The sequence below is a fragment of the Bartonella sp. A05 genome (assembly GCF_026930145.1).
Classification (GTDB): domain Bacteria; phylum Pseudomonadota; class Alphaproteobacteria; order Rhizobiales; family Rhizobiaceae; genus Bartonella.
Genome location: NZ_JANHOJ010000003.1, coordinates 151,331 through 165,093, shown reverse-complemented (window position 1 = coordinate 165,093; position 13,763 = coordinate 151,331). Strand labels below are relative to the sequence as shown.

Annotated in this window: 8 protein-coding genes and 1 pseudogene; 5 read left to right on the top strand and 4 right to left on the bottom strand. The window is 38.1% G+C overall.

Going from position 1 to position 13,763, the window contains the following annotated elements; all coding sequences use genetic code 11:
- The first annotated feature begins 262 nt into the window (after window positions 1-262).
- Entirely contained in the window at window positions 263-736 is a 474-nt protein-coding gene (greA, locus tag NPX98_RS04340) for a transcription elongation factor GreA (RefSeq protein WP_269022866.1), read from the top strand.
- Between the two features lie 227 nt (window positions 737-963).
- Here greA and NPX98_RS04335 read toward each other — a convergent pair whose 3' ends face one another.
- Window positions 964-2,358, bottom strand: coding sequence for a TrkH family potassium uptake protein (locus NPX98_RS04335; protein WP_269022973.1), 1,395 nt, complete (start codon window positions 2,356-2,358; stop codon window positions 964-966).
- 303 nt (window positions 2,359-2,661) lie between these two features.
- Between NPX98_RS04335 and trxB the strand changes: the two genes are divergently transcribed.
- Together trxB and NPX98_RS04325 are read left to right on the top strand one after the other, a co-directional pair.
- A complete protein-coding gene (trxB, locus tag NPX98_RS04330) occupies window positions 2,662-3,615 on the top strand; it encodes a thioredoxin-disulfide reductase (protein ID WP_269022865.1) in 954 nt (317 codons plus the stop codon).
- 51 nt (window positions 3,616-3,666) lie between these two features.
- Entirely contained in the window at window positions 3,667-4,572 is a 906-nt protein-coding gene (locus tag NPX98_RS04325; protein ID WP_269022864.1) for a LysR family transcriptional regulator, read from the top strand.
- Window positions 4,573-5,488: 916 nt separating this feature from the next.
- On the opposite strand, the gene NPX98_RS04320 is transcribed toward NPX98_RS04325, so the two are convergent.
- From NPX98_RS04320 to carB, 3 genes are all read right to left on the bottom strand, one after another.
- Window positions 5,489-6,691: a pyridoxal phosphate-dependent aminotransferase gene (locus tag NPX98_RS04320; RefSeq protein WP_269022863.1), complete on the bottom strand. Its 1,203-nt coding sequence runs from the start codon at window positions 6,689-6,691 to the stop codon at window positions 5,489-5,491.
- A gap of 539 nt (window positions 6,692-7,230) precedes the next feature.
- A complete protein-coding gene (locus NPX98_RS04315; protein WP_269022861.1) occupies window positions 7,231-7,440 on the bottom strand; it encodes a cold-shock protein in 210 nt (69 codons plus the stop codon).
- Window positions 7,441-7,693: 253 nt separating this feature from the next.
- Complete coding sequence (gene carB, locus NPX98_RS04310; RefSeq protein WP_269022860.1) at window positions 7,694-11,179, bottom strand: carbamoyl-phosphate synthase large subunit; 3,486 nt, start codon at window positions 11,177-11,179, stop codon at window positions 7,694-7,696.
- Between the two features lie 673 nt (window positions 11,180-11,852).
- Between carB and NPX98_RS04305 the strand changes: the two are divergent.
- Both NPX98_RS04305 and NPX98_RS04300 read left to right on the top strand, forming a co-directional pair.
- Window positions 11,853-12,057 (top strand): annotated as a pseudogene (locus tag NPX98_RS04305) (cbb3-type cytochrome c oxidase subunit I); the annotation flags it as partial.
- Window positions 12,058-12,415: 358 nt separating this feature from the next.
- Window positions 12,416-13,651 carry an MFS transporter gene (locus NPX98_RS04300; protein WP_269022858.1) on the top strand — a complete coding sequence of 412 codons (1,236 nt, stop codon included), beginning with the start codon at window positions 12,416-12,418 and terminating at the stop codon, window positions 13,649-13,651.
- Window positions 13,652-13,763: the final 112 nt, after the last annotated feature.

Sequence of the window (13,763 nt, the reverse complement as noted above, 5' to 3'; positions counted from 1 at the left end):
TTTATTTGAACTACGATAAACATAAAAAAATACAATTTTTATGTGTCCTTGTTAATAGGGTTTCATTGGAAGTTGTGAGCCTAAAATACAAATTGAGTTGAAAAAAAACTGAGGATGCTCTGCATCATTTTTTATTTTTATATGGAAAAGAGACTTGGTATACTATATAATTTGAGGGGATTAATTTTCGGGTTCCAAAACTGTTTTTGGAGGCCGTTTTTTGGTTTTTATAAGACCTCCGTGTGAAAGAAAGGGACGGATTATGGAAAAAGTTCCGATGACTACAGCTGGTTTTGAAAGTCTCAAAGAGGAGTTGCGTTGGCGTCAACAGCAGGAACGTCCACGGATTATAGAAGCAATTTCTGAGGCTCGAGCGCATGGTGATTTATCCGAAAATGCAGAGTATCATGCAGCCAAAGAGGCACAAAGTCATAATGAGGGACGTATAAACGAACTTGAGGATTATATTGCGCGGGCAGAAGTTATTAATGTTTCACGCCTTTCGGGTGATAAAGTTAAATTTGGAGCTACTATCAAGCTTTTGAATGAAGATACTGAAGAAAAAAAAGTCTATCAAATTGTGGGCGATCAAGAAGCTGACGTAAAAACTGGTAAAATCTCTATTTCTTCACCTATTGCACGTGCACTCATTGGTAAGCAAGAAGGCGATGTGATTGAAGTGAATGCACCGGGGGGGGCGCATAATTATGAAATTATTCAGATTCAATATATCTGATTATTATGCATGTATCTTGGACAGAAACGGATGTTATAGCTCTCCACTTTAAAAGCTATTTATTGAGAATGACATTTATGGTTATTGAATGCATTCGTTGCAGTGAAAACAGAATATATCTATATTCGCTTTGAGAACAATATTACCCCAAATTTGTTGGCTCTTTATGTTCAAGGATAGTTTAGAACTTCGGAAAATGCCAGCAGGAAAGCCATAGTAAATGCTATTTAAAATTGTTCGTGCCAGAAGGTGGGAATAAAAAGCACGAATATAGTTATAATTTCAAGACGTCCAGCCAGCATGAGAAAGCTCAAGATCCATAGGGCATTATCATTAATTGTGGAGAAATTTCCATTAGGGCCAATAATATCTCCAAAACCCGGTCCAACGTTTGAAAGCGCTGTTAATACGCCTGTAAAGGCAGAAGTAAAATCGAGTCCGGTAGTGAGTAAAAGTGCAGTACCAATCATAAGGCAGAACATGTAAAGACATACAAAGAGCAAAACGGATTTAGCAATATCACTTGATACATTGTTATGGTCATAGCGAACTTTTACTATGGTATGAGGGGAAAGAAGTTTTATCATACTTGTTTTGGCGATGCACCAAAGAATAATTAAGCGGTTGATTTTTATACCGCCAGAGGTAGAACCAGAACACCCACCTATAAAAGAAACAATAAAGAAAATACCAAGCGAAAAAGGCCCCCAAAGTTGATAGTCTTCAGCATTATAGCCGGTAGTACTAATGATAGACGCGAGGTGAAAAATCACATCAAGAAAAATCCAGTGAGAGGTTAAATGATCATGAAACCGTAACCATATCGCTAAGGCAAGGCTGAAAAAGAAAACAATGTTTAGAAAAACGATAATTTGCGGATCAATGTAACGTTTAGAATGTCCAGGAAAAACTAATTTAACATAAAGTATAAAAGGTAATGAAGAAAGTAGCATAAAGATTGTTGCAATAATTAGAATAGCAGGCTTATCAGAAAAATAGCCAAAAGAGGCATCATGGGTCGAAAATCCAGCTGTTGCTATTGTGCTCATTGCATGGTTTATAGCATCAAATAAGGTCATACCAGCAGCGAAATAGGAAAGCATGCAAGCAAGTGTTAATCCAGCATAGGCTATAATAATTCCATTGGCTATTTGATTGATACGGGGCAATATTTTTTCGGATTTATCTGATGATTCCATATGGAAAAGTTGTACTCCTCCAACACGGAGAGAAGGCAATAGCAACAGTGCTAAACCGATAAAGCCGATACCTCCGATCCAGCATATGATAGAGCGCCATAGTAAGATACTTCGTGATAAATTATCAAGACCAGTAATAACTGTGGAGCCTGTGGTTGTAATGCCAGAGATGGATTCAAAAAACGCTCCCGCTAGGGAGATTGGAAGAGGAGAAAGATAAAGAGGGAGGGCGCCTACGATACTTCCGGTCAGCCAAAGACAAACAGTCAGTGTAAAGCCAAGCCGTGCCGAAAAACGGCAGGTAGCACCTCTAGTTGCTAAAAGAATCAGTGTTGCTAACATGGTTGTTATGGCGCAAGAGTAGAGAAAAGTTGCCCAATTATGATTGCCATCGCGCAAATCCGTAAAAGCTGGCAAAAGCATAGCCATACCCATGATTAATGCAAAACGTGCACAGACATTGATAATAAATTGAAAAATGGTTTTTTCCTATCTCTTTACAGTTGTTATGGTTTTGTGTTCATTAGATTTTATATATTTGTGCTTATAGGATAAAGCTTAATTCTCATACTAAGCATGCTATGATAAATTGGCAATCAACCTTTTAGTCAACCTTGAAAAAAATGCGTATACACCATAATCTGAGTTGTTGAAAAAGTTTTTTAAAAGCTGCATTCCATTATAATTAATAGATATAAATAAAGGTTGAAAGATAAGAGGGAGCTTATGGCACAATTGCGTACACGCGTTCTTATTCTTGGTTCGGGTCCCGCTGGTTATACAGCAGCAATCTATGCCGCGAGGGCAATGCTTAAACCAGTTTTGATTACTGGATTGCAACAGGGAGGACAGTTAACCATTACGACTGATGTTGAAAATTATCCAGGTTTTGCTGATCCAATTCAAGGTCCATGGTTGATGGAACAAATGGCAAAGCAAGCTGAACATGTAGGTACGGAAATTGTCTATGATAGTATTGTCAAAGCTGATTTATCGAAGCGCCCTTTCACCTTATATGGAGATTCTGGAACGCAATACTGTTGTGATGCGTTAGTTATTGCGACGGGAGCGCAGGCTCGTTGGCTTGGTTTAGAAAGCGAACAGATCTTTATGGGGGGCGGTGTTTCTGCTTGTGCTACTTGCGACGGTTTCTTTTATCGCAATAAGGATGTTATTGTTGTGGGTGGTGGCAATACAGCCGTTGAAGAAGCTCTTTATTTGTCGCATTTGGCTAAAAGTGTAAGCGTAGTGCACCGGCGAGATCATTTTCGGGCGGAAAAGATTTTGCAAGATAGGTTATTAGCCTGTGATAATGTCCGCGTTATTTGGGATCATGTTGTGGAAGAGATTATTGGTTTGCCAGCTCAGCCACCACGAGGTGCTGTTGTGACGGGTGTGCGTCTTAAAAATGTTAAAACAAATCAAGAAGTTAAATTGGATGTTGATGGAATATTTATCGCTATTGGTCATGATCCTGCCGTTTCTTTGTTTGAAGGGCAATTGAGGCAAAAGCCGGGAGGTTATTTATGGACAGCACCAGATTCAACAGCAACAAGTATTTCTGGTGTTTTTGCTGCAGGAGATGTAGTGGATGATGTGTTTCGTCAAGCTGTGACTGCAGCTGGAAGGGGATGTATGGCAGCGTTGGAAGTGGAGCGGTTTTTTGATTCGCAAACATAAGTATTCACAAAGATTGTTATTTATCAATAAAATAAAAAATAGAGAAAAATTGTGGTTTCACCTTTAGATTGGGACAAATTAAGAGTTTTTCACGCTGCTGCAGAAGCAGGGTCTTTTACGCATGCAGCTCAAAAGCTTCACTTGTCTCAATCAGCAATTTCGCGGCAAGTTTCAGCTTTAGAGCAGGATGTTGGGGTGCCATTGTTTCAGCGTCATGCACGTGGTTTGATTTTAACAGAACAAGGTGAGATCCTCTACCGTACGGCTTATGATATTTTGATGAAGCTTGAAAATGCACGATCTCAATTGAGCGAAAGCAAAGAAAAGCCAACAGGGCATCTGCGTGTTACATCGACTTTTGGAATGGGAGCGGGATGGCTTGCAGAGCGTATGCCTGAATTTCTAAGTCTTTATCCTGATATGCAAATTCAACTGTTGCTTGATGATGAAGAGATTGATTTGACAATGCGGCATGCAGATTGCGCTGTTCGCTTACATCAGCCACAACAACCCGATCTCATCCAAAGAAAATTGTTTACAGTTCATATGCATGTGTACGCTTCAGAAAATTATATTGCTCATTATGGCAAGCCAGAGAAATTGTCTGATCTGGATGATCATCGCATTATTTCATTTGGTGAACCTGTTTCATCTTATTTATCTGGTTTGAATTGGTTGGAAAAAGCTGGGAGAAGTGGCGGTTCTCTGCGTGTTTCAGTATTACAAATTAATAATATTATTTCAATTAAGCAAGCGCTTATGAATGATCTTGGTATTGCTGTGCTTCCTGATTATATCGTGAATAATGATGAGCAACTTGTGCGTCTTTTCCCTGATATGACAGATATTCCTTCCTTTGATACCTTTTTTTGTTATTCTGATACTTTAAAGAATTCTGCAAAGCTGAATGCTTTTCGAGATTATATTTTCCTAAAAGCCCGCAAATGGTCATTTTAATGAAGTGAGGTTTTTAAGTTGTTGAAAGCGTAAAAATATAAAAATTCAAATAAGCTATGTGCCTATTGCATAGGAGACAATCTTAAATTTTTATTGTGTTTCCTTTTATAAAATGGCATAAAAATCTCCTCTTGATTATGTTCCTTTCGTTACGTTTTCTTGAGTGTTCCCTTCCGAAGGTCTAACAGATTGATTTAATTCCTAGAGATTTTCTAAAGATCTTCTAACTCAACCGGGCGCTCGTCCGGTTTTTTTTATCTTTTTAAATGATATATAAAAGTTAGAATACGACGAAAAGAGATAATTTCCCAAGCTTTCCTTTCGTGGAAAACACATATTTCTTTGTTTCAAGGTTTTACGAAAAGTTAGAAGAATAACGAGCACTATGGAGTAATAAAGATTAAATGATAGTCAATATTAGTCCTATGAGCATTAGATGTTTTGAAAAATCACAAATATAATTGATAATTGTAAGCTCTGTAGGCATGTAACAGTGTTTTCAATGTTAGTTTCTCAATAAGGGTATAGATTTTATAAGAACACTATAGATTTACGCTCTTATTATCAGGCTTTGGTTTGTGTGTTCATTGAGTGTTACTGTAATAAAAGCATAAGAGTATATCTTTTTATAATATGGATAAAACAGCAAAGGGTACACACTCTAACATAGAAATAAATAGAGATGTATTTATGCGAATATTATCTGGAAAGATTGTTCATGTATTTACCCATTTATAAGGGGGCTTAAGAGAGATTTTCTAACAGGAGGTATATGGTGCGTGTCTTCGTGCAATTTTGCTTACAGCGATTTTTACGTCAAAAATTTATTTATGCCATACTGCAATTATCGAAAATGCTATTAAGAATATTAGCACTGTAGAATAGAGTTATCATAATGGATGAGCAGTTTAGGATTTTAGAGTAAACTGTTGCAAAAATGCTGGATACGTAAGCAAGCTTCTTCGAGTAGTTTTTCCGATGTTGCATAGGAAATACGGAACGCTGGTCCTAGTCCAAAAGCAGAACCATGAACCACTGCAACAGATTTTGTTTCTAGGAGAGCTATTACAAAATCTTCATCATTGGCGATAATTTTACCTTCATGTGTTTTTTTTCCAATGAAGTTTGCACAGGAAGTGAAGACGTAGAATGCACCTTCAGGTGTTAAACAGTTAATACCGGGGATTTGATTGAGCATGGAAACAACAAGATCACGACGCGCTTGGAAAATAGCTTTATTTTGAACAATGAAATCTTGCGGACCATTAAGTGCTTCGACGGCTGCCCATTGTGAAATAGAACTTGTACCAGATGTCTGTTGCCCTTGAATGGTGTCCATAGCTTTAATGAGTTCTTGTGGACCACCTGCATATCCAATTCTCCAGCCTGTCATGGCATAAGCCTTAGAAACACCATTCATTGTCAATGTACGATCGTAAAGTTTTGGCTCAACTTGAGCTGGAGTAACAAATGTAAAATCTCCATACGTTAGATGTTCATACATATCATCTGTGAGGATATAAATATGAGGATATTTCAGTAAAACATCCGTTAGCTTTTTTAATTCATTATATGAATAAGCAGCACCTGATGGATTTGAAGGAGAGTTAAAAATAAACCATTTTGTTTTGGGAGTGATGACGGCTTCTAGCTCTTGCGGTTGGAGTTTATAAGAGAACTCAGCTTTTGTTTTTACAAAAACAGGTGTACCATCGTTGATAGTAACCATTTCGGGATAACTTACCCAATACGGGGATGGAATAATGACTTCATCCCCTTTATTCAAAGTCGCCATTAATGCATTAAAGAGAATTTGTTTTCCACCGGTGCCAACAATAATTTGTTCTGGTTTATAATTAAGATTATTGTCTCGTTTAAATTTTGCAGAAATTGCTTGACGCAATTCTGGAATACCAGATATGGGTGTGTATTTTGTTTCTCCACGTTGAATAGCATCAATCGCGGCATTTTTGATGTTGTCTGGTGTATCAAAGTCTGGTTCTCCAGCTCCGAGGGAAATGACATCGCGACCTAAAGCTTTCAAGTTACGCGCTTTTTGAGAGACAGCAATTGTTGCTGAAGGTTTAATAAGAGAAAGCTTGTCAGCAATAAAAGCCATAATATCAACTCCCTATATGATATAAATAAACGGTTTTAATCAAAGATACTCCATGGGGAGATTATGTTGTACGCAGTAAAAAACTGCAAGGAAATTCTCAGAAAATTTTGCTTTAGACGCATGTTTTAAGACTTTATTTTTTGAAGTTGTGGAAAGAGGCATTTAAGAAACATGAATAAGAAATGCATCTTTTTTTGCATGAACAGTATGATGTTTAATTTAAAACTTTCATCATTTAAAGGATGGCAAAAACTTTGCAAACGATCCGATTATGATAAACTTTTTAAATGATTATAATAGGATGCTAAAAAAGAAATAGGCTTATTGAAGTTAAATAGGGCAATGATCGTTGTTAAATTGTGTCGGCGGATAAAACAAGGCGGAAAAGCAGGTTGATTTAACAGCGGAGCAGGTTGATTTAACAATGGTCCAAAGTAAACATTCAGAATTTTATAAATAAACTAATGGCTTTTATAAAGAATCAAAAAACTCGCCAGAAAAGGCGAGGTTTTTAAAGTAGAATACGCAGATTTTAATGTTTAAAGAGCAGCAAGGTTTTCAGCAGCATATTTTCCTGACCGACGATCTTGAAGAACATCATAAGAAACTTTTTGCCCTTCGCTAAGACTGCTCAAACCTGAACGCTCAACAGCAGAAATATGTACGAATACATCAGCACTGCCGTCATTGGGCTGGATGAAACCGAAACCTTTTGTTGCGTTAAACCACTTAACTGTTCCTGTAGACATAGGAAACTCCTTAATATATGTAATAATTCTCTATTGCAGAAAAATCTGCAACACCATTATAGATCGAAATTAGGCAGGAGAAGTCCCGTCGAAAGCGCATAGTGCACAGGAAAGAAAGTCGCATAACCAAAAATTCGACGAAAATCATTATAAAGAACTTTTTGATAAAAAGCAAGTTACTATTGTTGTTTTATGGAGAGAAAAATTGGTCAAATATAATGAGTAATACCACGCTTTGTAGTGTGAAAAAATCTTAGGCAAAGTAGCTTTGTAATGGGCACACTTCAAATTGACTTGTTTTAAGTGCTTCAATAGCTTTTGCTGCGGCTTCGGATCCTGCTATTGTTGTATAATAGGGTACTTTGTACATCAGTGCTGCGTGGCGCAATGATTTGGAGTCTGAAATGGTACTGGCAGTGTTTGTTGTATTAAAAATCAATTGAATTTGCCGATTGCAAATGGCATCTTCAATATGAGGATGACCTTCAAGCACTTTATTGATTTTTTCGGCTTTAATGCCATGCTCAGTGAGGAATTTTTGTGTTCCACTTGTTGCTAAAACAGAAAAACCAAGTTCAGTTAGGCGTTTGACAGGCTTTAATGCGCGTTTTTTATCTTCGTCTCTAACAGAAACAAACAAAGTCCCTTCCTGAGGAAGCTCGACACCGGCTCCAAGTTGTGCTTTGGCGAAAGCACGTGCAAACTCGTAATCAAGCCCCATTACCTCACCGGTTGAGCGCATTTCGGGACCAAGTAGCGTATCAACACCTGGAAACCGAGCAAAAGGAAAGACTGCTTCTTTGACAGCAATATGCGGTTTTTGCGGTGTAGATGGTAATCCACCATAAGCTTGAAATGCACTATGTAGATTTTCTCCAGTCATAATACGTGCAGCAATTTTGGCAATTGGTCTGCCAATCGTTTTTGCAACGAATGGAACAGTACGCGAAGCACGTGGGTTAACTTCTAAGACATAAATAGTGCCATTTTTGATAGCATATTGTACATTCATAAAGCCACAAACATGTAGTGCCTGTGCTAAAGCTTTAGTCTGACGCTCTAATTCAACGATTAACTCATGCGAAAGTGTGTGTACTGGTAGAGAACAAGCCGAATCACCGGAATGAATTCCCGCTTCTTCAATATGTTCCATAATACCGACTACGAGTGTGTCTTTTCCGTCAGACAGACAGTCGACATCAACTTCGATAGCTTTTGTCAGATAGGTATCAAATAAAAGCGGATTTTTACCGAGCAATGTATTGATCTGAGCTGTTTTATCGTTGGGGTAATGAGCTTTGATATCTTCAGGTACTAACTCGGGGGCGATTTCGAGCAGATAGTTCTGCAAGCTACGCTCATCACGGATAATTTGCATAGCACGTCCACCTAAAACATAAGAGGGACGGACGACTAATGGAAATCCCAGTTCATGAGCGATGAGACGTGCCTGTTCAATCGAATGGGCAATACCATTTTTAGGTTGTGTTAAATTAAGCTTGAATAATAATTTCTGAAAGCGATTTCTATCTTCTGCGAGATCGATAGCGCTAGGTGAAGTGCCTAAAATGGGAATGTTGTTTTTTTCTAGTGCACTTGCTAATTTTAGCGGTGTTTGTCCACCAAATTGGACGATGACTCCAATCAATTCGCCTTTTTCTTGTTCTGTTTCTAAGACTGCTAAAACATCTTCTATTGTTAAGGGTTCAAAATAAAGGCGATCGGATGTATCATAGTCGGTTGAAACAGTTTCAGGGTTACAATTAATCATGATGGCTTCAAAGCCTGCATCACGCAAGGCAAAAGCAGCATGACAGCAACAATAGTCAAATTCAATGCCTTGACCGATTCGATTAGGGCCACCGCCTAAAATAGCAATTTTTTTACGTGTCGACACTTGAGATTCTGAGTGTTCTAAGTTTGCAAAAGGTGTTTCATAGGTTGAATACATATAAGCTGTAGGTGAAGAAAATTCAGCTGCACAAGTGTCAATACGTTTGTAAATATGTTTGACATTAAGCGATTTACGCAAAGCGACAATATCATCTGGCTTTTGCCCGGTAAGGTTGGCTAAACGTGCATCTGAAAAACCCATAGCCTTTAACATGCGTAAATTGCTTGCATCTTGAGGAAGACCATGAACGCGAATACGTTGTTCCATTTCAATGATGGATGCTATTTGTTCCAAAAACCAGGGATCAATTTTGCTAATTTGATGAATTTCACTTAAGGGTAAACCCATACGCATTGCTTGGGCTATGTAGCGCAGACGATCAGGGCTTGGTATTGCAATGGCTGAACGTATAGAATTTTTCTCATCACATTCAGCATGTTCAGGAAGTACAATTTCATCCAGACCGGTTAGACCTATTTCAAGGCCCCGGAGCGCTTTTTGCAAAGATTCCTGAAAAGTTCGACCAATCGCCATAACCTCTCCCACAGATTTCATCGCAGTGGTTAAAACAGGCGTGGAACCGGGAAATTTTTCAAAGGCAAAACGAGGGATCTTAGTCACAATATAGTCAATAGAAGGTTCAAACGATGCTGGTGTTGCACCGCCTGTAATGTCATTTTTGAGTTCGTCGAGCGTGTAGCCGACTGCTAGTTTAGCCGCTATTTTAGCAATTGGAAAACCTGTTGCTTTTGACGCAAGCGCTGAAGAACGGGAAACACGAGGGTTCATTTCAATAACAATTAAGCGGCCATTTTCAGGATTAACAGCAAACTGTACATTAGATCCACCGGTTTCAACACCAATTTCACGTAGCACAGCAATTGAAGCGTTGCGCATAATTTGATATTCTTTATCGGTTAAGGTCAGAGCAGGGGCAACAGTGATAGAATCACCGGTATGAACTCCCATAGGATCGATATTTTCAATGGAACAGACGATAATACAGTTGTCTTTTTTATCGCGGACAACTTCCATTTCATATTCTTTCCATCCCAAGACACTTTCTTCAATCAGAACTTCCGTTGTGGGTGAAGCTTCAAGACCACGTTCAATGATTTCATAAAATTCGGTACGATTGTAAGCAATGCCGCCTCCTGTTCCCCCAAGCGTAAATGAAGGGCGGATAATCGCTGGAAGACCAATAGTATCAAGCGCTTGAACCGCTTTAGCGGTAGCATGTGCTATATAATGTTGTTTACGATCCGCTTCTGTTTGACGCCACTCATTTTCCAGTTTTTCTAATGCTTGGTCGAGTGCATCACCAGAAAGTTCAGATTGAAGTCGATTGCGTGTTTGTGCGTGTTGTCGGCGATCTTCTTCTTTGAGTTCAGTGGCATTAGCTAACATGGAGTGCGGTGTTTCCAGACCGATTTTTGCCATCGCTTTGCGAAACAATGCCCGATCTTCAGCTTTATCAATAGCATCAGCATTAGCCCCGATCATTTCAACATTATAGCGATCTAAAATTCCCATACGTTTTAATGATAAAGCAGTATTGAGTGCTGTTTGTCCTCCCATGGTTGGCAAAAGAGCATCGGGTTGTTCATGGGCGATAATTTTAGCAACGACTTCTGGGGTAATAGGCTCGATATAAGTTGCGTCAGCTAAATCCGGATCGGTCATAATGGTTGCAGGATTAGAATTAACCAGAATAATGCGGTAACCTTCTTCTTTTAAAGCTTTACAGGCCTGTGTGCCGGAATAGTCAAATTCACATGCCTGACCAATGATAATAGGTCCTGCTCCAATGATAAGAATAGATTTTATATCTGTGCGTTTCGGCATGTTTTTTTCCTTATAACAAACACCTGCGTGCAATTGCGACAGGCAGAATATTAAAATTTTAAGGTTAAATGTGCTTTATAGGTTAATAGATGAAGAAAGTAAGCTATAAAATGCCTTTTTATGCGTTTTTCATAGAATTGAAGCTTAATAATCTTTTTTGTGCTGAATAGCTTAATGTTAAACGTGAAGAGATGACTTGTAATAAAGAAAACAATAAAGCCTTGAAAAGAATGTTGATAAAGTCTGAATGTTGAAGATTGCTGCGATTTATAGAATATAAGTAGTTACTTTACGAAAAATGAAACTTTATTAGATATAATAGTTTTATTGGAAATAGTAAACATAGTATTTTTAGCACTATTTCCATTAAGCTTAAATGATGAATGCGGTCAATTTATTGCAGTGATGGTGGTTAGAGAAGACTAAGAATACAATTTTGTGCCAAAATAATACACATTATAAAAAGCGTATTTCTATTTATTTTTTTGTCCAGTGTTTGTTCCATTTGTAGAGTTTACAATCTTGAGGGTTGATTTAGCTTGGCTTTTATGATCGTAAGCTCAATTTTAGTGAAGTATTTAAACCAGATAGCGGGCTAGAGTGGTGGTTAGGAAATTGGTTTTGTTTATATTTTGATCATTCCTATTCCTATTCTTGTTTCTAAAATTGTACTCATTTTTTCACAATGGGTGGTGGTCAAGTTATGAATACCTTTTCTGGGGGAAGGCGACGATGATCATTGCTGTGCCAACGGGTGTTAAGGTCTTTTAATTGGTTGCTTACTATGTATAAAGGTTGGATTCGTTTTGAACTTCCAATGCTTTGGTGTCTTAGGATGATCTTTTACGCTCGTTGGTGGTGCGTTAACAGATGTTTTGAGGCCATAAACTTCAGATATATCTCGTATAATTGTTCATGCTGTTTTTATATGAATGGGATTGCGAGCGCATTGCTATCGGAGAGTTTAAGCTTGTTGAACTCAAGCAAAGAGAATCTTTTTAGAATTGTAATCGTGAAGTAACATGTTACGCAGTTAATTTGAGGACATTTTACACCAATGTGTGCAAATCTGTATGATTTTTAGTCATTTGTCTACAATTTATTCGTAAAACGTAAAAAAGTAATTAAAATGTGTTTTTATTATGTTTCAAAATAGAATTTTATGATATTATTTTAGTTCTTTATGAAATCAATCATGCTATGTAAACACTCTGAGAAGCGGGAGGAATGTAGAGGATGCAGGGGATAGCTGTGAGAGATCAAAAGCTTGACCTGAGATCTGTTCGTCGTGGGCTTATTTTAGTTTTTATTATTTTATTATTGGATATTATTGGTATTGCAATTATCAGTCCTATTTTGCCTGAATATTTTAATCAGTTGACGGGGCAAGACATTAGTAAGGCTTCTGTGGATGGAGGAAAGTTACTGATAGCCTATTCAGTGATGCAATTTTTATTTTCTCCCTTTATAGGCAATCTTTCTGACCGTTATGGCCGTCGTCCTATCCTGCTTATCTCTATCATCAGCTTTGCTATTGATAACCTTATATGCGCTATAGCATGGAGTTATTCTATGTTATTTATCGGACGTCTTTTATCTGGGGTAAGTGGTGCTAGTTTCTCGACATGTTCTGCTTACTTAGCTGATATATCAGATGATAAAACCCGCACACGTAATTTTGGTTTGATAGGGCTGGCGTTTGGGCTTGGATTTATTTTAGGCTCCTTTATCGGCGGTATTTTAGGTCATTTTGGGCCGCGTGTTCCATTCTATTTTGCTGCCGGTTTTTCATTCATTAATTTTGTTTTTGCATGGGTCATGCTTCCGGAAACTCTTTCTATACATAATAGGCGTCGTTTTGATATTAAGCGTGCAAATCCTTTAGGTGCACTTTTACAACTTAGACAATATCCAACAGTTTCTTGGGTGCTATTGGCTTTTTTTCTTTATTGTCTTGGAGATTCAGTATGGCCAAGCATTTGGGCATTTGTTGCTAAAGAACGTTATAATTGGAGCACATTTTCTATAGGAGTGTCTTATGCTGTCTTTGGTCTGGGGCAGATTATCGTGGCCGCTCTCATTTTGCCGTATCTTTCTAAGTCTTGGAGTAATTGGCAAATTGTGATGTTGGGCCTCCTTTTTGCATTGGTTGCTATGCTTGGCTACATGTTCGCAACGCAAGGGTGGATGGTTTATGCCATTTTTGCGTGTACAATGCTCGAATATCTTGTTCATGCACCGATGCATTCTATTGCTTCAGCACAAGTGCCAGCAAATGTACAGGGAGAATTGCAGGGGGCGATGACATCTGTTAATTCACTGAGTTCAATAATTGGACCTATGTTTTATACACTCCTTTTTGAACAATTTACACATGAAAATGCTGTATTCCATTTTTCTGGTGCGCCTTTTATGGGAAGCTTTTGCGTACTTGTTGCAACGACAATCGTCTTTGCTTTACGAGTACGCTAGTCTTTTGAAGTATTGCATAGTGGGAATACTTTGCCAAAATAACTTAAAAGCAAAAAAAGCTTGTTGGATTTGTAAGGAGGAGAAGCTATTTTTGTTTTCCAGAAATCTAAAG

Excerpts from the sequence above, each read along its gene's own strand:
- greA (WP_269022866.1), top strand. The coding sequence starts at position 263 with ATGGAAAAAGTTCCGATGACTACAGCTGGTTTTGAAAGTCTCAAAGAG.
- NPX98_RS04335 (WP_269022973.1), bottom strand. The coding sequence starts at position 2,358 with ATGCTTTTGCCAGCTTTTACGGATTTGCGCGATGGCAATCATAATTGG.
- trxB (WP_269022865.1), top strand. The coding sequence starts at position 2,662 with ATGGCACAATTGCGTACACGCGTTCTTATTCTTGGTTCGGGTCCCGCT.
- NPX98_RS04320 (WP_269022863.1), bottom strand. The coding sequence starts at position 6,691 with ATGGCTTTTATTGCTGACAAGCTTTCTCTTATTAAACCTTCAGCAACA.
- NPX98_RS04315 (WP_269022861.1), bottom strand. The coding sequence starts at position 7,440 with ATGTCTACAGGAACAGTTAAGTGGTTTAACGCAACAAAAGGTTTCGGT.
- carB (WP_269022860.1), bottom strand. The coding sequence starts at position 11,179 with ATGCCGAAACGCACAGATATAAAATCTATTCTTATCATTGGAGCAGGA.
- NPX98_RS04300 (WP_269022858.1), top strand. The coding sequence starts at position 12,416 with ATGCAGGGGATAGCTGTGAGAGATCAAAAGCTTGACCTGAGATCTGTT.